This window comes from Burkholderia sp. IMCC1007, assembly GCF_027257875.1.
GTDB lineage: Bacteria > Pseudomonadota > Gammaproteobacteria > Burkholderiales > Burkholderiaceae > Burkholderia.
Genome location: NZ_JAPVQY010000005.1, coordinates 181,194 through 201,087 on the forward strand (window position 1 = coordinate 181,194; position 19,894 = coordinate 201,087).

Annotated in this window: 15 protein-coding genes; 6 read left to right on the forward strand and 9 right to left on the reverse strand. The window is 66.6% G+C overall.

Going from position 1 to position 19,894, the window contains the following annotated elements; genetic code table 11:
• Positions 1 to 31 precede the first annotated feature (31 nt).
• The gene (locus O1Q03_RS07635) at positions 32 to 1,396 is read left to right on the forward strand and encodes an oligosaccharide repeat unit polymerase (RefSeq protein WP_269502547.1); all 1,365 of its coding nucleotides are present in this window, start codon (positions 32 to 34) and stop codon (positions 1,394 to 1,396) included.
• 104 nt (positions 1,397 to 1,500) lie between these two features.
• A complete protein-coding gene (locus O1Q03_RS07640; RefSeq protein WP_269502548.1) occupies positions 1,501 to 2,553 on the forward strand; it encodes an acyltransferase family protein in 1,053 nt (350 codons plus the stop codon).
• Positions 2,554 to 2,605: 52 nt separating this feature from the next.
• Here O1Q03_RS07640 and O1Q03_RS07645 read toward each other — a convergent pair whose 3' ends face one another.
• Positions 2,606 to 3,664 (reverse strand): glycosyltransferase family 2 protein, encoded by a 1,059-nt coding sequence (locus O1Q03_RS07645; RefSeq protein ID WP_269502549.1) that lies wholly within the window; start codon positions 3,662 to 3,664, stop codon positions 2,606 to 2,608.
• A 392-nt stretch (positions 3,665 to 4,056) separates the two neighbouring features.
• Here O1Q03_RS07645 and O1Q03_RS07650 point away from each other — a divergent pair, with 392 nt between their 5' ends.
• On the forward strand, positions 4,057 to 5,307 hold the full coding sequence (locus tag O1Q03_RS07650; RefSeq protein WP_269502551.1) for a right-handed parallel beta-helix repeat-containing protein: 1,251 nt from the start codon (positions 4,057 to 4,059) through the stop codon (positions 5,305 to 5,307).
• A 58-nt stretch (positions 5,308 to 5,365) separates the two neighbouring features.
• Here O1Q03_RS07650 and O1Q03_RS07655 read toward each other — a convergent pair whose 3' ends face one another.
• Both O1Q03_RS07655 and O1Q03_RS07660 read right to left on the reverse strand, forming a co-directional pair.
• Positions 5,366 to 6,955, reverse strand: coding sequence for a mannose-1-phosphate guanylyltransferase/mannose-6-phosphate isomerase (locus O1Q03_RS07655; protein WP_269502553.1), 1,590 nt, complete (start codon positions 6,953 to 6,955; stop codon positions 5,366 to 5,368).
• The gene (locus tag O1Q03_RS07660; protein WP_442865761.1) at positions 6,952 to 7,617 is read right to left on the reverse strand and encodes a drug:proton antiporter; all 666 of its coding nucleotides are present in this window, start codon (positions 7,615 to 7,617) and stop codon (positions 6,952 to 6,954) included. The genes O1Q03_RS07655 and O1Q03_RS07660 overlap by 4 nt, the downstream gene beginning before the upstream one ends.
• 221 nt (positions 7,618 to 7,838) lie before the next feature.
• Between O1Q03_RS07660 and O1Q03_RS07665 the strand changes: the two genes are divergently transcribed.
• Together O1Q03_RS07665 and O1Q03_RS07670 are read left to right on the forward strand one after the other, a co-directional pair.
• Positions 7,839 to 9,107, forward strand: a complete 1,269-nt coding sequence (locus O1Q03_RS07665; RefSeq protein WP_332112518.1) for a glycosyltransferase family 4 protein — start codon at positions 7,839 to 7,841, stop codon at positions 9,105 to 9,107.
• Between the two features lie 686 nt (positions 9,108 to 9,793).
• The gene (locus O1Q03_RS07670) at positions 9,794 to 11,185 is read left to right on the forward strand and encodes a sigma-54 dependent transcriptional regulator (protein ID WP_269502557.1); all 1,392 of its coding nucleotides are present in this window, start codon (positions 9,794 to 9,796) and stop codon (positions 11,183 to 11,185) included.
• Between the two features lie 83 nt (positions 11,186 to 11,268).
• On the opposite strand, the gene O1Q03_RS07675 is transcribed toward O1Q03_RS07670, so the two are convergent.
• The 6 genes from O1Q03_RS07675 to O1Q03_RS07700 all read right to left on the reverse strand — a co-directional run bounded on the left by O1Q03_RS07675 (position 11,269) and on the right by O1Q03_RS07700 (position 18,177).
• Positions 11,269 to 13,746 (reverse strand): glycoside hydrolase family 2 protein, encoded by a 2,478-nt coding sequence (locus O1Q03_RS07675; protein WP_269502559.1) that lies wholly within the window; start codon positions 13,744 to 13,746, stop codon positions 11,269 to 11,271.
• Positions 13,743 to 14,798: a DUF1839 family protein gene (locus O1Q03_RS07680; protein WP_269502561.1), complete on the reverse strand. Its 1,056-nt coding sequence runs from the start codon at positions 14,796 to 14,798 to the stop codon at positions 13,743 to 13,745. The genes O1Q03_RS07675 and O1Q03_RS07680 overlap by 4 nt, the downstream gene beginning before the upstream one ends.
• On the reverse strand, positions 14,795 to 15,787 hold the full coding sequence (locus O1Q03_RS07685; protein WP_269502563.1) for an amino acid--[acyl-carrier-protein] ligase: 993 nt from the start codon (positions 15,785 to 15,787) through the stop codon (positions 14,795 to 14,797). Before O1Q03_RS07685 ends, O1Q03_RS07680 begins: the two co-directional genes overlap by 4 nt.
• Positions 15,784 to 16,980, reverse strand: a complete 1,197-nt coding sequence (locus O1Q03_RS07690; RefSeq protein ID WP_269502565.1) for an acyl-CoA dehydrogenase family protein — start codon at positions 16,978 to 16,980, stop codon at positions 15,784 to 15,786. Before O1Q03_RS07690 ends, O1Q03_RS07685 begins: the two co-directional genes overlap by 4 nt.
• Positions 16,977 to 17,228 carry an acyl carrier protein gene (locus O1Q03_RS07695; RefSeq protein WP_269502566.1) on the reverse strand — a complete coding sequence of 84 codons (252 nt, stop codon included), beginning with the start codon at positions 17,226 to 17,228 and terminating at the stop codon, positions 16,977 to 16,979. The genes O1Q03_RS07690 and O1Q03_RS07695 overlap by 4 nt, the downstream gene beginning before the upstream one ends.
• Before the next feature lie 166 nt (positions 17,229 to 17,394).
• Complete coding sequence (locus tag O1Q03_RS07700; RefSeq protein WP_269502567.1) at positions 17,395 to 18,177, reverse strand: Crp/Fnr family transcriptional regulator; 783 nt, start codon at positions 18,175 to 18,177, stop codon at positions 17,395 to 17,397.
• Positions 18,178 to 19,088: 911 nt separating this feature from the next.
• Here O1Q03_RS07700 and O1Q03_RS07705 point away from each other — a divergent pair.
• Positions 19,089 to 19,871, forward strand: a complete 783-nt coding sequence (locus tag O1Q03_RS07705) for a Crp/Fnr family transcriptional regulator (protein ID WP_269502568.1) — start codon at positions 19,089 to 19,091, stop codon at positions 19,869 to 19,871.
• Positions 19,872 to 19,894: the final 23 nt, after the last annotated feature.

A 19,894-nucleotide genomic window follows, 5' to 3' on the forward strand; every position in this document is an offset into this window, starting at 1 on the left:
ATCCGCGCATCGAAAGGATGGAACGGGCATCATGAACGATCGACCGGCAGCCGGCGTGCGCAGGCAACGACGACAGCCCGGGCCGGCCCGGCGGGCCGCGGCGGCGCGCGCCGCGCGTGCGGCGGGGTACCAGGCTTACTGGTGGGAGGATCCTGCGCGGCTCGTGCTGATCTTCATCCTGCCGTTGTACGGGATGCTGTCGATCGGGCTGCTGGGCGACCAGAAGTCGATCGCGCGCATCTATTTCGACGCCTATTATGCGATCGCCGGTGCGCTGTTCCTGCTGGTGCTGATGGCGGCCGCGTGGTTTGCGTCGAACGACGCGCAGGCGCCGCGCGTGCCGGCCGTCGAGCCGGTCGAGCTGTCGCCGCGCGTGCTCGATTTCGTGTTCGCGCTCGCGCTGTTCGGCTATCTCGTCATGATGAGCGGCATTCTCATGCATCCGGCGATCCTGGTGTCGTATCTGAGCGGCACGGCGAACACGTTCGAGCTGATCGAGCTGAAAGGGCGCGTGACGGGCCTGAGCACGTTCACGCAGGCGACCGCGCCGTTCGTCGCGCTCTATTTCTACGTATTCAGGACGCCGGTGAAGGGGCTGAACCGCTACAAGCTCTATCTGGCGGTGCTGATCGTGCTGACGCTGCTGCGCAGCTTCATCTTCGCGGAACGGCTCGCGATCATCGAAGTGGTGTTGCCGTTCGCGCTGATGGTCGTGCGGTTTCGCTTCGGCCGTGCGGGCACGCGCTCGCGGCTGCTGACGCTCGGGCCGTATGCCGCGATCCCGCTGCTGATCGCGCTGTTCATCGCGAACGAATACAACCGGTCGTGGGAAACGTACTACGTCAATATCTACGACAACATCTTCGATTTCGCGCTCGAACGCCTGGGCCTGTACTACTCGACGTCGCTGAATAACGGCGCGGGGATCCTCAGCGTGCTCGGCTGGAACAGCGGGCACCCGATGTTCACGTTCGACTGGGTGCTGCATTTCCCGGTGATCGCCCCGGTGGCGCAGCAGTGGCTCGACTCGGGCGACCGGCTCGACCTGTTCCTGAACAGCTATGCCGACCCGGAGTTCAACAACCCGTCGGGGATCTTCGTCCACGTCTACGAGTGGGGCTGGTTCGGCTTGCTCAACGCGGCGCTTGCCGGCTGGGTGTTCGGCCGCGGCTACGCAGGCTGGCGAAGCGGCAACGGCTTCTGGTGCTGCGCGCACGCCGTGCTGTACGTGTCGCTTCTGGAAATACTGCGGATTCCGAACCTGTTCAGCGGGCGCAATTTCGTGCCGGTCGTGCTGCTGATCGTCGTGTTCCAGTGGTTCTCGAAGCGAGTCCGGCCCGTTGCGCGGGCGCGCTCGCGTGTCGCGGCGGTGCGGGCCGGTTCCGATAGCATCTGACTGTAGCCCAGCCCACTGTTCTTCCACGCAAGCGTGCCTAAAGTGTAGCGATCCTCACTCGTTGCGGCCGCGCGGGCTTCGTCGAAGCCGCGCATCGAACACACATGACAGCACGCGAAACCACCCTCGACGCGGCACGCGGCGCAGGGATCATTCTTGTCGTCCATGGCCACGTGTTGCGTGGCGTCGTCGGATCGGATCTCGTACCGGCGGGGCTGCCCGCCACCTTGCTCGCGTGGAGCGACTACGTGATCTACACGTTCCACATGCCGCTGTTCTTCTTCCTGTCCGGGTTGCACGTGTGCAGCTCGCTGCGCCGGGCGCCGCAACGGTTCATCGGCGCGAAGAGCATGACGATCGCGTATCCGTATCTGCTCTGGTCCGTTCTGCAGGGCGGCGTGCAGATCGCGATGTCGTCGCACGGCAGCAATCATCCGTTCACGCGGGACGATCTGCTCGCGATCGGCTGGCGGCCGTTTGCGCAGTTCTGGTTCCTCTATGCATTGATGCTCTGCATGCTCGCGGTGTGGCTGCTCGGACGCTACGTGCCGACGCTCACGCGCGTGCCGATGTCTGCGCACACACGTGACGGGCTGGTGGCAAGCGCGGTGCTGGCGCTCGCGATCGGCGCGAGCACGCAGTGGGGCATCCTGTCGACGACGCTGATGAACTGGCCGTTCTTCGTGGCCGGTATCGTGGCCTCCCGCGCATTGCCGGGCTGGCTGGAGCGCTACGGCCATCGATGGGTGAGCGCGGTGACGGCGGCGATGTTCGTCGTGGCCGTCGCGTTTGCGCATGGCCGGGGCAGCGCGACGAGCGTCTGGGCCGTTCCCGCCGCATTCGCGGGCATCGCGTTGGTGCTGCAGCTCGCACACCGGTACGCGTCGTTTCCCGCGCATACCGGATGGCTGGCGATGGTCGGCTATGCATCGATGCCGATCTACCTGATGCACATTCTGGTGATGGCCTGCGTGCGCATCGTGCTGGTGCGTGCCGGCATGACGAATCTCGCGACGCACCTCGCCCTCGGCACGCTCGCCGGCGTCGCGGTCCCGATGTTCGCCTATCTGGTCGCGTTGCGGATGGGCATTGCCCGCATGGCCGGGTTCCCTGCGTGGCCCGCAAGCAACCAGGCGATTCGCGCGCAGACGACGTGAGGGTGCCCCGCTTGATTCGCGCCGGAACGACATCCGACGCGCACGATGATGTTCAACGCGCAGCGGCCCGTCGCCCGGGTTGCGTGCGCACGCGGGCAAGCGGATTGGCGAGATAGCGGATCGCGCGGTCGCTGAGCGTCGTCGACGGCAGCAGGCACGCGAGCGACAGCCCGGCGACGGAGATTTTCTTGAACGGACGCCAGAACGGATTGCGCAGCACGGTGTGCCAGTAGCCGCCCGATTCGCACAGGAACCAGCGCCAGCGGCGCGCGAATGGCGCGCGATAGAGCGTGCTCGCGAAGCGCGCCTTCTCGATCGCGAAGTCGAACGGCGCGATCGGCAGCGATTCATGCAGCCGCGTGCCGGCGAGCGTGCGCAGCGTGGACCAGCGACGTCGCGCCTTCAGCGCACCCGTGGCCGCGTCCTCCGAATTGGCCAGTGCCAGGCCGGATGCGCGCGGGTTCGCGTCGTCGGCCGTCGCGGCGGCGGGCCGATGCACGCGGTAGCCGCCGAGCGTCGCATCGATCATGTGCACGTTGCCGAGCAGCGCGATGCCGTAGATCGCGTAGAAATCGGCGCCGTGCAGGTTGTCCGCCGTGACGGGCACAGGAAAGATGCGCTTGAGCGCGTCGGTCCGGTACGCGTTGCCCGACGCCGGCGGTGACGGATACAGCCAGCCCTCGCGCAGCAGGCGCCCGCAATCCGTATCGACGGCCGATTGCGGTACGGTCGCGCCGGTCGGCACGCCATCCGGCGCGACCACGTCGAGCCGGAAATGTACCTTCACGAAGTCGCCCGATGCGAATGCCGCGAGCACGCGCGCGGCCGCATCCGCGTAAAGCAGATCATCCGCGTCGAGCAGCAGCACGTACGGCGTCACGACCTGCTCGATCGCGCGGTTATACGCGGCGACCTGGCCGCCGTTCGGCTGGAAGATTGCCGTGATGCGCTCGCCGTACGAGCGGATGATGTCGCGCGAATCGTCGGTGGAGCCGTCGTCGATTACCAGAACGTGAATGCCCGCGACCGTTTGTCCGAGCGCGGAATCGATCGCGGTGCGCAGGTATGCACCGTGGTTGTAGTTGCAGATGGCGATGGTCAGATGTGTCATGAGCAGCTTCGGGCAGGCGGCGATTGCGATACGGCGGAATCGGCGGCCGGCGACGATGCGCCCGGCATGCAGGCGCGTGACGCCATCGCCATCCGCATTACGTCGGATAGCGGCTCATGATACGAGCGACGCGGCGCAGGCTCTGTTCGCGAACCTACCATTCGCGGCTTCGCTCGTCTTACCCCGCGCAACAGCCCGCCGTGTTCGATGCAAGTCTGCTGGCGCACCGAAGCCTGCCGGACCGGATGCTCTAATCAGACGCATCGTTTCGCTTGTTCCAACGGGGCCGTGAGTTGGCCCGTGGCTCGCGGACGTGATGAACCAGCCGTTACGCAACATGGGAATCGTGGCGTGACGCGGTGGCCATCTTCAGACCGGGGGATCGACTCGATATGCACAGATTGCGATGTCTGCCCGCGACGTGCGCGGTGCTGGTCGGCATGTTGGCGGCCGGCGGTGTGTCATGGCCGCCACCGGCCGCGGCGGTGTCCGCAACGCCCGCACCGGACGCGCGTTCCGCGAGCCTCCCCGACGCATACGTTCACCCCGCATCCGACGCCGCCGATCAGACCGACGCACTGCAACGCGCACTCGATGCGTTGCAGCCGGGCCAGCGGCTCGTGTTTGCGCCGGGGCGGTACACCGTCAGCCGTTCGCTGATCGTGCGGCAGCCGCACGTCATCGTGTCCGGCTATGGCGCGGTGCTGAGCGCCACCGTCCCGGACGACCAGACGATCGAAATGCGCGGCGACGGTACGACGATCGTCGGCTTCCGGCTGGCGGGAACCGGCACGACGCGCCTCATGAATCCGGAGTCGACGAAGATCGAAGTGACGGGGCGCGACGTGCAGGTGCTCGACAACGTGATAGACGGCGGCGGCGGCGGCATCTTCGTGTTCGGCGCAACGGACGTCGCGATCGTCGGCAACGAGGTGATGTCGACGCTCGCCGACGGCATCCACATCACGCACGGCTCGCGCAACGTGCTCGTGCGCGGCAACGTCGTGCGCGGCACCGGCGACGACATGATCGCCGTGGTGAGCTATCGCGAGGACGGCGTGCTGAGCGGCAACGTGCTGATTACCGGCAACTCGCTGGAGGGCAACCCGTGGGGACGCGGCATCACGGTGGTCGGCGGCGAGAACGTCACCATTGCGAAGAACATCGTGCGCAACGTGCAGGTGAGCGCGGGGATTCTCGTTGCGCAGGAGGACAGCAGCGGGACGTTCGGCGCATCGGACGTGCGGGTCGAGAACAACGTGATTACGGACATCCAGACCGCGTCGGGCCGGGTCGACATGCGTCCGCTCACGCAACAGGCCGCGATCGACGTCAGCACGTGGTCCGGTTCGGTCACGCGCGTGGCGGTGATCGGCAACCGCGTGTCGCATGCGCGATTCGACGGCATTCGTCTGTGGGGAAACGTGTCGGATGTCCGGCTCGAACGCAATCAGCTGGCCGAGATCGGCGGATTGCCGGTGCGCATCGGTCCCGCGCCGGGTTGCGCGGCCGGTACGCGGTGTGCGCCGGCGCGCCAGCCGCTGTCGGTGGCGGCCGATGCGAACGGCGCGGATGCGTCGCTGCTGCCGCGTGTACGCGAGTCGTTCAGGCGGCCGCGATGGCCGCAACGCGGGGCCGACTGACCACCGCGTACGGTCAGCGCGGCGGCTTGCCGGGCACGCGGGCGTGCCCGGCGTGCGTTCACCGGATGGTCTCGCGCTCCGCGGCTTCGTCGCGTCGTTCGCGCGCGGTGCGTGCCGTGCGTGCATTCGCCGGCTTCGGCGGCAGCGTCTCGACGACGGTGCGGCCATACTGATCGTCGAAGCGGACGATGTCGTCCTCGCCGAGATAGTTGCCCGATTGCACCTCGATGATTTCGAGCGGAATCCTGCCCGGGTTCTCGAGTCGATGCACTTCGCCGACCGCGATGTACGTCGATTCGTTCTCGCTGAGCAGGAACGTCTCGTCGCCGCGCGTCACCTTCGCCGTGCCGCGCACGACGATCCAGTGCTCGGCGCGGTGATAGTGCATCTGCAGCGACAACCGCTTGCCCGGTTCGACGACGATCCGCTTCACCTGGAAGCGCTCGCCGAGATCGATCGAATCGTAATGCCCCCACGGCCGCTGGACCTTGCGATGTTCGCTGGCCTGCGGGAGCCGGTCGATCTTCAGGCGCTCGACGATGTTCTTCACACGCTGCACGTCATGCTTGTTCGCGACCAGCACGGCATCGGCCGTCTCGATCACGACGACGTCCTTCATGCCGACGCAGGCAATGAGCCGGCCTTCGGAGCGGACGAAACTGTCCTGCGTGTCCTCGAACACGATCGGACCGCGCGCGACGTTGCCCTGATCGTCCTTCGGCATGATTTCCCAGATCGCGTCCCAGGTGCCGATGTCCGACCAGCCGGCCGCGAGCGGCACCACGATGCCCTCGATGTCGAGCTCGGGGTGTTCGGTCAGGCGTTCCATCACCGCATAGTCGATCGAGTCGGACGGGCATGCGTCGAACGCCGCCGCATCGACCCGGAAGAACGATTCCTCGGCGACGCCCGCGCGCCACGCAGCCTCGCACGCGGCGTGGATCGCCGGCGCGAGTGCACGGATCGCCTTCAGCCACACCGACGCGCGCGTGACGAAGATCCCGCTGTTCCACCAGTAGTCGCCCGAATGCAGGTAGCGCTCGGCGAGCGCGACGTCAGGCTTCTCGACGAAGCGGCTGATGGCGTAGCCGCCTTGTCCGCCGAGCCGGCCGAGCCGCGGCGCGCCGACCTGGATGTAGCCGTAGCCGGTTTCCGCGCGACGCGGCAACACGCCGAGCGTGACTATCGCGCCTTCCTGCGCGTAGCGCGCCGCGCGCCCGATCGCGTCCTGGAACGCCTCGACATCGCTGATGATGTGGTCGGCCGGCATCACCGCGAGCACCGGATCTTCGTCGAGCGCGCTCGTGTCGAGCGCGGCGAGCGTGAGCGCCGGCGCGGTGTTGCGCGCGGCCGGCTCGAGCAGGATGCGCGGCGGCGCCGCGCGGCCGACGACCTGCGCGGCGCTCATGATGCGATGCTGTTCGCCGCACACCAGCAGCAGCGTATCGCCGAGCGACGCGTTGCTGATGCCGTTCAGGCGGCGCGCCGTTGCCGACAGCGGCGATTCGTCCGAAATCAGTTCGATCAGCTGCTTCGGATGGCACTCGCGCGACAGCGGCCAGAGCCGCGTGCCCGAACCGCCCGCGAGGATCACGGGCAGGATGCGCGGCAGGTCGGGCCCCGGAACCGGGACAAGGGTGGGGTTCATCGATTGACTCCGGTATCGGTGGGAAGTCGGTTGTGCACACGGCTGTCCGTGCGGGTATCGGCGTCGGACACATGCGGCGCCGTCGCGACCCGCGACAGCAGGGTGCGCAGCGCGCCGGCAGTACGGTCCGCGGGCCGGATCAGGCCGATGAACGGCGTGCCCTGTTCCAGATACGGGCCGTAAGCCTTGCGGAATCCGAAGCGTTTGTAGAACGCATGACGCGGCGCCGGAACATGCGTGCGCACGGCGACGTCGGGCCATGCGGCGTGCGCGGCGGTGAGCGCGCGCTCGATCAACCGTTCGAGCGTATCGTCGTCGCGACACGCCTCGCTCGTGAGCACCTTGTCGATCACGACTTCCGGATCGATGTCGTCGCCCGGCAACAGGCGCGCGTAGGCCGCGATTTCCACCGTATTGCCGACGCGTACGCGCGCAAAGATGTGCAATGCGCCCGCGTCCTTTCCGTCGATGTCGAGATACGTGTGGGCATCCTCGACGACCAGCACCGCGTTGCGCGCGCGCAGGATCGCATACAGATCGACCGAGCTCAGATGTTCGAATTCACAACAATGCCATTCCATGATGCAGTCCTCGCGTGATGCCCTGAGCAGGCCGTGTCGCATGGACGCGTTCGTTCCGGACGTCACGGCTGAAGACATCATGCTTACAACGCGTACGCCGGTCTGTTCGAAAGCGCACTCAGACTTTCGGTGATGCGTGCGCCGCAGCAGCGCGTGCGACGCACGTCGCGCGAGAGCCGGACAGTGTGTGGTAGCACACATCGGCGCCGCGACCGCCTTTTCATAATGGGTGGGTTGGAGCAGGCGGCGCGATGCACGGCCTGCCCGACGCGAACATGAATGAAAATCCGGGGAGGCGGTACTTGAAGATTGCGATCGTTCACGACTGGCTGGTCGTGCAGGGCGGCGCCGAGCACGTGCTCGCGCAGATGATCGACTGCTTTCCGCAGGCTGACGTCTACAGTCTTGTCGATTTTCTCGAGGATCGCGCGTGTCTGCGCGGTCACGACGTCCACACCTCGTTCATCCAGAAGCTGCCGTTCGCGCGCAAGCACTACCGCAGCTACCTGCCGCTCTTTCCGCTGGCGATCGAGCAGTTCGACCTGTCGGGCTACGACGTCGTGCTGTCGAGTTCGTATGCGGTCGCGAAGGGCGTGCTGAGCGGCCCCGACCAGTTCCATGCGAGCTACGTGCATTCGCCGGTGCGCTATGCGTGGGATCTGCAGCATCAGTATCTGGACGAGGCCGGCCTCGCGCATGGACCGAAATCGGTGCTCGCGCGTGCGTTGCTCCACTACATCCGCAACTGGGATGCGCGCTCGGCCAATGGCGTCGATCGCGTGATCGCGAACTCGCGCTTCGTCGCGCGACGCATCCGCAAGGTCTACCGGCGCGACGCGACGGTGATCTATCCGCCGGTCGACGTCGAGCACCTGTCGCTGCGTACCGACAAGGAGCCGTTCTACCTGACCGCGTCGCGGCTCGTGCCGTACAAGCGGATCGACATGATCGTCGATGCGTTTTCGCGCACGCCCGAGCGCCGTCTCGTCGTGATCGGCGACGGGCCCGACATGGAGAAGATTCGCGCGCTCGCCGGACCGAACGTCAGCCTGCTCGGCTATCAGCCATTCGACGTGCTGCACGATCACCTGCAGCGTGCGCGCGCGTTCGTGTTCGCGGCCGAAGAGGACTTCGGCATTTCGCCGCTCGAAGCGCAGGCGTGCGGGACGCCGGTGATCGCATACGGGAAGGGCGGCGTGTGCGAGACGGTGCGCGCATGGCCGGGCAAGCGCGCGACGGGGCTGTTCTACCGCACGCAGACGGCCGACGCATTGATCGATGCGCTCGCACGCTTCGAGGCGCTGCCGCGCGGCACCTTCGATCCGCATGCATGTCGCGGCAACGCCATGCGCTTCGGCGCCGCGCGCTTTCGCGACGAGCTCACGCGTTTCGTGACTGAAGGCTACGTCGCGTTGCAGAACGAGATGGCGATACCGGTGACGTGCGTGCCCGCGGACGGCGACACGGACGACGAACCCGGCATCGATGCGGACGCAGCGAACGAAGCCGATGAAGGGGAGGAGGTGGACCAGCCGACCGGCCGGCGTGGCGCTGCCGCGCTGCGTACCTGAGCCGCCGCTGGCTGCCGGAACGTTACGACGATGTAACAGGCAGCGCGATAGCGGGTACGGTCATTGCGACAGCGAGCCGCCTTGCCCCGCGCCATTGCCAGTCAATGCGTATGACGAACAGGGTTTTGTGTATATTTAAGCGACATAGGTTGGTAATGAGACACGCGAATTGTGAGGAAGGGTTAGATTTACCACCGACGGGCGGGAATCGTCGGAGATAATCAAACGACAGTCTTCAAACGGGGTTTCGCGAGTGCGGGCGGCGGCGTAATCGAATGATTCGTGGCTTACTGTTTGGTAACAGTGTCACCGAAAACGACGTGTAAGTTCAGGAGCGGAAGAAGTGAGGCGGCCATTCCGAGCGGGTTGGCGGCCATCCGGTTCAGCATCGGGCGCAGCTGTCGTGTACGACGCGACGCAAATGCGGACGGAATTCGGGTTTGCCGACGTGCCGGTTCGACGGCGCGCCGTATCAAAGCCGGAATGCCGTGGCGCTTGCAGCCGCGCGTTCCCTTCGAGTTCGATGAATGCGAGACCGGATGACGTCCGGCTCGATTTCCGGGGGCTTACGCCGTGTGTAATTTCGATCTTCGCCCAGGCTGTAGAAACGCAGCGCGGAAAGGCGGCGATGCGCCGCCGGCACCGCGCGCGAACGGCTCGCGTAGTGGAGAAAGTGACGGTTCGTTATGAATATGCCAATAACGCGCGATAAGAGCGCCGGCGAGGGGAGAACTAGCGGGCAGCGTCCCCTGATTTACTGGACGCGGACACCGTCCGTCATGCTTCGCAAGGAATTGGCGCGACGCGACTGGAAAGTGTCGATCGTCGCGCATGCCAGCGAGTTGCGCGACACGTCCGGTGAAATCACCTGCGGCATCCTCGATCTGAGCGGCGGCCACGCCGATGCGATCGGCAGCATCGCGTCCACCTGCGCGTCGATGCGCGACGTCGTGTGGGTCGCGCTCGTCGACGCCGGTCAGACCGCTGCGCCGAACGTGCGCGCGCTGCTGCGCGACTACTGCTTCGACTACATCACGTTGCCTGCGTCGCACCAGCGGATCGCCGATACGGTCGGTCATGCGTACGGCATGGAGTGTCTGTTCGCTCGCGACCGCGAGCGGCTCGAATCCGAGGAACACGGCATCGTCGGCACCTGCAGCGCGATGCTGCGGCTGTTCGATACGGTGCGCCGCTTCGCGCGCACCGATGCGCCGGTGTTCGTGTTCGGCGAAACCGGAACCGGCAAGGAGCTGACCGCCGTCGCGATCCACCGGCATTCGGAGCGACGCAACGGACCGTTCGTCGCGGTCAACTGCGGTGCGATCCCGTCGCACCTCCTGCAATCGGAACTGTTCGGCTACGAGCGCGGCGCCTTTACGGGCGCGAACGCACGCAAGATCGGCTACGTCGAGGCCGCGAACGGCGGCACGCTGCTGCTCGATGAAATAGGGGATCTCCCGCATGAGAGCCAGGCGAGCCTGCTGCGCTTCCTGCAGGAGCGCTCGATCCACCGGCTGGGCGGCAGCGATCCGGTGCCGGTCGACGTGCGGATCGTCTCGGCGACGCACGTCGATTTGCGCGAAGCGATGGAAGAAGGGCGGTTCCGCGCCGACCTGTTTCACCGGCTCTGCGTGATGCGCATCGATCAACCGCCGTTGCGCGCGCGCGGCAAGGACATCGAACTGCTCGCGCATCACATGCTCGAGCGCTTCCGTGGCGATGCGCGACATCGCGTGCGCGGCTTCTCGACGGATGCGATCACCGCGCTCTACAAGCACGACTGGCCAGGCAACGTGCGGGAGCTGATCAACCGCGTGCGCCGCGCTGTCGTGATGACGGAAGGGCGCCTGATCACCGCGCAGGATCTCGAGCTCGAATACTGTCTCGACGCCGCGTCGCCGTCCGTCGCGGACATGCGCAAGTCGATCGAGCGCGAAGCGATCGAGACGGCATTGCTGCGCACCCGCGGGCGCGTCGCGGCTTCCGCTCGCGAGCTCGGCGTGTCGCGTGCGACGCTGTATCGCTGGATGGAAGCCTACGGGATCGAGCGGCCGCGCGGCACGGGCTCGGCCGACTGACGGGCGCGCCGCGCGGTGGCGGGCAGCGCGGATGCCGTGGCGTCTCGGCACCGGCGCCACCCGCGCCGGCCGGCGCGGCCGCGTCAGTCGGCTGGTGCGGCGCGCACGGTTCGCGCCGCGTTGAGCGCGCGGATCTCGACGATCGGCGGCGTGCCGGGCGCCACCTGGGCATCGGCGTTTTCCAGCGGCACCAGCGCGACGCGCGCCGGCGTGCCGGGCGCGAGATGGAACCAGTCGTCGCGCGGGACGAACCCCGGCGCATCGATCTGAACATGGCGAGCGACGTGACGCGTGTCGATATCCACGTGCCACGTAGCACCGCTGCGCGATACGCACGCCTCGATCCCGAGCTCGCGCCGTGCGAACACGGCAGGATGCGTGCGGGACGGGAAGTAGAACGCCTGCGACAGCAGCGTGTCGTCCTCGGCGCGCAGCGTCGCGACGACGGTGTCGTGCTCGCACGGCCCGAAACGATACGCGTAGGTCCAGTCGAAGAAGCGGCCGAGCAGTTCGGCCGAACCGAGCCGCACCGCGTCGTGCGCGGCGATCCGGACCGGGCAGCCGGCACGCGCGACCGGCGTGCGGCCGTCGCGCAGCGCAACCAGCTCGACGGTCGCCGACAGCGGCGCCGGCCGTTCGTTGAGCACGTGCACGTCGAGTCCGTTCAGCCCTTCGTCGACGAGCAGCACCTGCACCGGCTGCAGCACCTGGCGCAGCGCATACCACGCCGATTTCGGCCGATGCGTCGCATCGATCAAGCCCCATCCCGCACCCGGCATCACGTCCTGGAACTGCCAGACGAGCGCACCGGCGCAGCGCGAGCCGACACGCCGCCATTCGGAGAACGTGTCGCGCATCACGTCCGCGATTGCCGCGCGCGACAGCTCGAAGTAGCGCATCGGATCTTCGCGCCGCAGGCGGTCGGGCGGCACGTCGTACAGCGTCTGCAGGTAGTGATCGCGAATGTCCTCGAAGTCCCACGACGTGCCGGGGTCGCGCGGCACGGCCGCCTTCCAGCGCGGCTCGTGAAGGCCCGGCCAGCCGAGGCTGTCGAGCATCGCGTTGTCCGGCAGGTTCGCGAACGCGAGGCATTCGCTCGCGAAGCGCACGTCGGCGCGGCGTGCGTCGTCGAGCGGACGCAGATACGCGCCGACGCCGTAGTAGTGCGACACGCGCTCGCGCGGCACGAACGGCAGCACGCCGCCGTCGGGCGTGTCAGGCACGTAAATTGCGCCTGGCCGCCGCGCCGCCGCGTGTCCGGCGAGGCGTTCGGCGGTCAGCTCGACGAAGCGCTGCTTAGGGGCGAGGCCCGACATCGCCGCCTGCTGCGCGATTTCGCTGCCGCCGCACAGCACCGCGAGCGATGGCGACGCGCGGTGACGCGTGAGGAACTGTTCGGCTTCACGGTCGACGGCGTCGGCGAATGCGCGATCCGCCAGCGCATAGTCGAAGTTCGCGAACATGAAGTCCTGCCAGACCAGCAACCCGAGACGGTCGCACCACGCATGGAACGCATCGGCCTCGTAGGTCATCGTGCCGCCCACGCGAATCATGTTGAAGCCCGCGTCGCGCGCCAGCCCGAGCAGACGGGCGTAGGTCGCGTCGTCCGCGTGCACCGCGAGCGGCGCGGCGCTGCTCCAGCACGCGCCGCGCGCAAAGACCGGCACGCCGTTCACGCGCAACCCGAATCCGTTGCCGTCGTCGCCGGCGTCCTGCTCGATCGTGCGAAAACCCGTCGCGCCGAGCGGCCGCTGTTCGGCGCCGATGTGCAGTGCGATGTCGTAAAGCACCGGTTCGCCGTGCGTGTGCGGCCACCAGCGGCGCACGTTGGGCACCGCGACGGTTGCCTGCAGCCGGTCGGCGCCGCGGCGCTCGAGCGTCGCGTGATGTTCGCCGCACGACAGCCGGGCCGCGAACGCGTCGGGCAGCGGCGCGGCGAACGCGAGTTCCGCGTCGAGCCAGCCGGTGTCGCCGTCGATGCGCGCATGCAGGTCGCAGTGGACGAGCACGGGGCCGTGCGCCGGATCCAGTACCTCGACTGGACGCCAAGGGCCGGTCGGCACGCAACGCGGAAACCAGCCGGGCATGTGCCCGAGCAGCGACGTGCGCACGGCGCGCAGCGTCGCCGGCTCGGCAAGCCGCGTGCGCCAGCGCGCGCGGCGCGGCGCACGCGCGTCGCGCAGGTGCGGTGCGAGGGCGCGGAAGCAGACCACCAGCCGATGCGTGCCGTCGAGCGACACGGGCACGTCGTGCGTGACGAACATGCTGTCCGATCGCAGGATCGGCGTGTCGTCGAGCCATGCTTGCGCGAGCGTCGCGAGGCCGTGAAAGCGGAGCACGCGCGGCCCGTGTCCGCGCAGTTCGACGCGATACCAGTGGTCGCGTTCGTCGTGCGAGGCCACGTCGTGCGGCCGGCCGGCCAGCGTGAGGGCCTGTGCGACGGTGCCTGGCACGGGCGCCGCGATCCACTCGGCGGCGGCAGGGAGGTCGCGCGGCCCCTGGGCGATGCCCGCGGCCGTTGCGACCATCGACCACGCGGGCGTGGCGCGCGTGCGCGTCACCGCATCATCGGCACGGGTGCCGCGTTGACGCGAACGGGTGCCGCCGGCTGCAGCGGCGGCGCGATCCGGCGCGCGCCGTCGACGAGATCGGCGTAAGCCGCTTCGATCGCGTCGAGCGTGCCGTCGCCGCGCTCCTCCTTGCCGCGCGCACAGGCGCGCGCGAGCCGGAATTCCAGCACCATCGCCTCGGACGCGATGCGGTCGCACGCGGCCCGGATGTCGGCGAACGGGCCGACGCAGCCGCTCGCCTGCAGCCAGCGCGCGTAGTGGCCGAACAGTTCGAAGTTCGCGCCGAGCTGACGCACCGAATTGAACGAGTACGCGTGGAAGCGTTCGAGCGGCGAATCGGCGAGCGATTTCGCATCGAACTGCAGCTGCCGCCGGAATGCGGCGATCGGATTGACGATCGGCAGGCGGCGCAGGTGCCGCTGCAGCGACGCGAGCGACGCTTCGCACAGCGAGCGTTCGTCGAGCGGCGCGAAGCGCCGTTTCGCGCATTCGACGTACGGCGCCAGCGGCATCGGCGAACTGTCGCCGACGAGCCCGTTGTAGTCGAAGTCCTCGGCGATGTAATAGCCGCTGTTGTGAAAGTAGCCGATCTGCCGTCGGCTGCGGTCGATCGCGTCGATGCCGATGGTGGTCTTCGTATGCTGCGTGCGGTACGCGCTACCGCGCGTGTCGGGCAGGAACCACGCGTCGACCTCGACGATCATCAGATGACCGCGCGCGACCTGCGTCTCGATGTGCTGGTCGAGCGGTTCGTAGATCGAGTGTTCCTGCACGACGATGCCGTAGAACCGCTCCAGTTCGTCGTGCGGAAACTTGAAGAACGTGAACTGATCGCCCTCGAAATCGAGCGCCACCGTAAACGGCAGCGCCGCATACGGATTGAGGCCCCACCAGCGGAGCACCTCGAGCCACATGTCGACGTAGCAGTTGGTCTGCTTCCAGACCATCTCCTCACTGTGCAGCGGGTGCGGCCGGTAGTGGCGTGCGCGGTGGCGCACGTCCTCGAACGATGCTTCATCGCCATCGCGGGACACGAATTTCATCGCGTTCCCCACAGCACGTCGCGCACGTCGACCGGCCACGCTTCGATGTCGAAGCCGTGGTGGCGGAACAGCGCAAGGGTCAGCCGTTCGAGGCCGAAGCCGACGCAGCCGGTATGCGCGACGTCGTTCGTGGCGGTGCGGATGTCCCACAGCAGTCCGAAGTGATCCATGTGGTAGTTGAAGCTCAGGCACGCGGTCTGGCGGCCGTCGTGCTCGATCGGGATCAGCAGCTCGAACTTCAGGTTCTGCTCGCGCTGGCTGTCCGCGACGATCTTGCCGCCGCGTCCGAAGAACGGATCGTTCGCGAGATCGATCGCGTTCGGCAGGCGCAGCGCGTCGATCATCCGCGTGCCGCGCTCCATCCACGTTTCGCGGAACGCGACGATCTGCTCGGGCGTGCCGATGCGCACGTATTCGCGCATCCGGAACAACTGCATGCGGGTCGGATCGAGCGACGGTTCGTGGCGAAAGCAGTACGAGAACACGTCGAAGATCCGGCCGTCGTCGGGCAGCGCGCCCGCGCGCGCGACGACCGGGTAGATCGGATAGCACGCGGCCGGCGTCATCACGACGTAGGTCGGCTTCTGGCTTTCGGTCCAGTCCTCGCCGCGATCGAGGCACTGCAGCACCCGCTGGTGCCGCTGTTCGTCGCCGCAGAACGCATGCACGCTGCCTGCGAGTTGCGGGAAGCTCTTCATGTACTCGCTGCGCTCGAACTCGGTGCGGCTCATCGCCGGCGGGAAGCGCAGGACTTCGGCCTGCTGGTCGGCGCCGACGCGCGTGACGAACGCGTCGAGCGCTTCGACGACGCGCTCGAAGCGCTCGCTGCGGCCGAACAGGCCCTGGATGCCGGTCGACACGAGGAGGCCCGCGTCGATCAGTTCGTCGCGCAGCGGGTTGACGCCCGCGCGGTCGAGCGGTGCGTCGGACGCTGCGGAAGCGGCGGAAACGGCGGAAACGGCGGAAGGCACGGAGAGGCGATCGTTCACGAGTGTTTCTCCAGCGTCGCGGGACGCAATGCGAGCAGCAGGCTCGAAGTGTTGGCGGCAATGCGGTCGTTGCTGATCATCAGCGGCGCCGCGTGCAGGTCGCGCAGGTGACGACCGAGGCTGAACGGCGTGCCTTGCTTGTAGCCCGCCATCCCGCAGATCATCATCGCCTGCTGCACGACCTCGAGCGCCGTCGACGACACATAGGTTTTCAGCGTGTTGATTTCGGCGGCGCGGGCCATGCTGGCCGACCACGAGCGGGCCGATGCGCTGGCATGGAGGCGCAGCACGTTGTCGACGCGGGCCTGCATCGCCTGCATCAGCGCGAGCGATTCGGCAATGCGGCGCGACGCGGGCGACGGCGCGCCGTCGGTCTGGCGTGCCTGCGCGCGGAAGAACTGGTGCGCGCGATGGAACGCGTCGCCCGCGACACCGATCCAGACGGCGGCCCACAGGATGTGCGAAACCGGCACCATGGTCTGTTCGGCGATCTGCGCGAACGGCACCGGCAGGCATTGCACGGTCGCGCCTTGCGCATCGAGCACGAAGCCGTTGCTGCAGGTGCCGCGCATGCCGAGCGTGTCCCATTCGCCGCGGCGCGCGAGCGTATAGCCGTCGCGCAGCAGCGTGACGAGTACCTGCTCGGACGCCGGCGCGTCGGCGTCGCGTCGCGCGGTCGCGAGGATGCCGTCGGCGTAGTCGCCGTACGAGATCGTCGGGGCGGATTTGTGCAACCGGAATTCACCGCCGTTGCTTTCGATCGCGCACTGGCTCGCGCGCAGGTTGCCGCCGACGCCGTCTTCCGACGTCGCCGATGCGAGCAGCCACTGGTGCCGCACGAGCTGTTGCAGGAACAGCCGGTGCCAGTCCTGGTCGGTCGCGTGGTCGACGATGCACGCGACCTGGATCTGGTGCATCGCGAACACCATCGCCGACGACGCACAGGCCTGGCCGAGGATCGAGCATGCCGATGCGACGTCGGCGAGCGACGCGCCCGCACCGCCGAGGTGGGCCGGCACCATGGCGCTCAACAGGCGGCGCGCGCGCATCGCTTCGATCGCCTCGACCGGGCAGCGCGCGTCGCGATCGACGGCATCCGCGTGCTGGGCGGCGATTTGCGCGACGGCGTGCGCAGCCTCGTCGAGCCGATGCGCTTCGTCGTCGGCCGAGAGTTCGGGAAGTAGCGCGCTCATGCGGAATGCTCGGTGCGTTGGAGGGTGGCGATCGTGTCCGCGAGCGCATCGACGCTACGGAACAGATTGCGGTTCAGCATCTCGTCGGGAATCTCGATGTTGAACTGCTTTTCGATCGCGAGCATCAGCTGGATCGTATCGAGCGACGAAAGGCCCGCTTCGTAAAGGTCGTCCCCGTCACCGATCGAATCGATCGCGGCTTCGAGATGGGCGACGTGCTTGAGGATGGTTCTGATGTCGGTTTTCACGTGCGGCTCCGGCGTGCGTGGTGTCGTCCGCGCGGGCGGACGCGCACAATGCGCTGACGTCCCCCCGGCAGTCCTGCGTCAGTAGACCATTCGCACGCACTGTGTTCTGTTCGTCACCCTACAATCTGCCGGCCCGTTCGCACCGGCAGCCCAAATGCCGCGCGCATCACGCGCGCGCGGCAGCCGTCACGCCCGAGTCCGACGACAGGATGCGCTTCATGTCGTCGCGCACGATCGCGCGGCAACCGCACGACAGCTTCTCGAGGCCCGCGAGATCGGCGAGCTCGATCGAACTGCGGTACTGCCGGATCAATCCGAGCTTCTGGATTTCGCCCGCTGCGTCCGTGACCGTTTCGCGCCGCACGCCGAGCATCTGCGCGAGCATGCTGTGCGTGACCTGGATCTCGATGCTGCGCGAACGATCGTAGGCGAGCAAAAACCATCTGCATAACTGATGTTTGAGCACGTGATGGCGGCTGCAGAACGTGATCTGCGATACCTGCGCCATCAGCAGCCGCACGCATACGAACACGAGATGCCGAATCACCGGCGACGCGTCGAACGCCGTGGCGAACACGCGCCGGTCGAGCCGATAGACGAAGCCGTCGCGGCACGCGACGGTGCGGCACGGCATCCGGCCGCTGCCGCCGATCACGTCGTCGCACACGATGCTCTCGCTGCCGATTTCGGCAACTTCCAGCGTCATGCCGCCGGACGATACGTACTGCAGCGAGATCGCCGTCGTCACGGGCAGGTAGACCGCGGCCAGCGTTTCGCCCGGTTCGCAGAGCACTTGCCCGGATTTCAGGTGCACCAGCTGGAGGTGGGCGATCAGCGTGGCGCGTTCGTCGCGGTCGAGCGCCGCGAGAAACCGGTTCGCGTCGAAGCTGTGGGAAAGCTCGATCATGCTGGTCGCGTGGGCGACGGCGTCATGGGCCTGTTGAGTCACGGCACGTCCTTGTAGTGTGGCGGTCGCACAGCGCGCGAAGGCATCCCGACGGGATTTGGCACGCACGTGCGAATCCGGGGTTCAACGGAATTCGAATGCAGATGGCCGGAAAAAGGCTAGCACGCAGTCGAATCGCGGCAATCGCGTATTACGTCAACCTCACAAAGTTTGACGGTTGGTGCGCAAGCAAACGTTATACGGATTTAAAGTTTCCTTTTTTCATGATTTAAACGATATGAAACGAATCGCGAAGACGATCGGCAATTGAACTTCGTCTGGAATCAATGACCGGAGATACGCATCGTACAAGGAAAAAACCTCATTCGCATTGAACATTATTTAACATTTGAGATATCTGCAATGGATTTCTCAATGAAATCATGGCTCTGTATCCAATGTGTGCGTTCGCTGACACAGCGCGGAGTTAATTTAGAGATTCAAATTTGAGACAGTTTCAAACGCTCATTCGAGATCCGGATTGGCCAGTCGGACTTCGCTTTCAACGTCATGGAAACAATTGAAAACGTACTGTAAGTCGTTGACCGATAAGACCCGCGGCCCGCTGCGGGCGCGCGCCGGCGGGCGTGTCGACATTGTTCAGTTGATTCATTCGCGGTGTCCGTCGCATCGGCGAGTGTCCGGAAATGAGACGCTTTTTGCCGGTTTTCGGCCGGCTATCCCGCGCTTTAAAAGGGAGGCCGTTCATATATTAAGGACGGGCAGCTATTGGCACGTAAATCGCTTATTGAAGCCGGCGAGTCGAAACGACGCGATCGATTCGATCCGGCGGCGAGACGCCGAACATCGATCGCATTCAGGGTTGTGGCCGCAACCCCCGTCGAGGACGCGCATCGCGATAACGATTGCCAGACGTGGCGCCTGCGCCGCGGACAATAAAGAGGGATACAGAGATGCTACAGCTTCACTCGAGCTATTCGGCGAACGCCATTCTTGCTGCCCTGCCGGAGGACAGCATCCGCGCGATCGCACCGCACCTCGAACTGGTCAGGATCAAGGCCGGCATGCTGGATCGCGTCGGCGAGCCCATGCGCCACCTGCATTTCCCGACCTCCGCGATGATGTCGGTGCAGCACCTGATGGAGGACGGTGCGATGGTCGAGGTGGCGGTGGTCGGCCGGGAAGGTGCGGTCGGTCTCGCGACGCTCGTTGGCGGCGCCACGGTATCGAATCGCGTCGAGGTCCGCATCGGCGGCATGGCCTATCGCGTGCCGACCTGCGTGATGCGTTCCGAATTCGAACGTTCACCCGCGACGTACCGGCTGCTGCTGAACTACTGCCAGGCGATGATGGCGCAGATCTCGCGCAGCGCGCTGTGCAACCGGCATCACTCGGTCAGCGAGCAACTGAGCCGCTGGCTGCTGCTCGCGCACGACCGGATCGACGGCGACGAGCTGGCCGTCACGCAGCAGACGATCGCGAACATGCTCGGCGTACGTCGCGAAGGCGTGACGGAAGCGGCCGGCAATCTGCAGGAAGCCGGGCTGATCCGGCAGCGTCGCGGCCGCATCACGGTGCTCGATCGCGAAGGATTGGAGCGCAATTCGTGCGAATGCTACGAGCTGATTCGCGCCGACTATCGCCGGTTGCTCGGTCCGCGCGAGAGCGCGAGACTGATGCCGGTGCTGCCCCGGATGCCCGAAATGCATGGCGCATTGTCCGCGCGCGGTGCATGACGATGCATTCGAAGTCCGGAGGA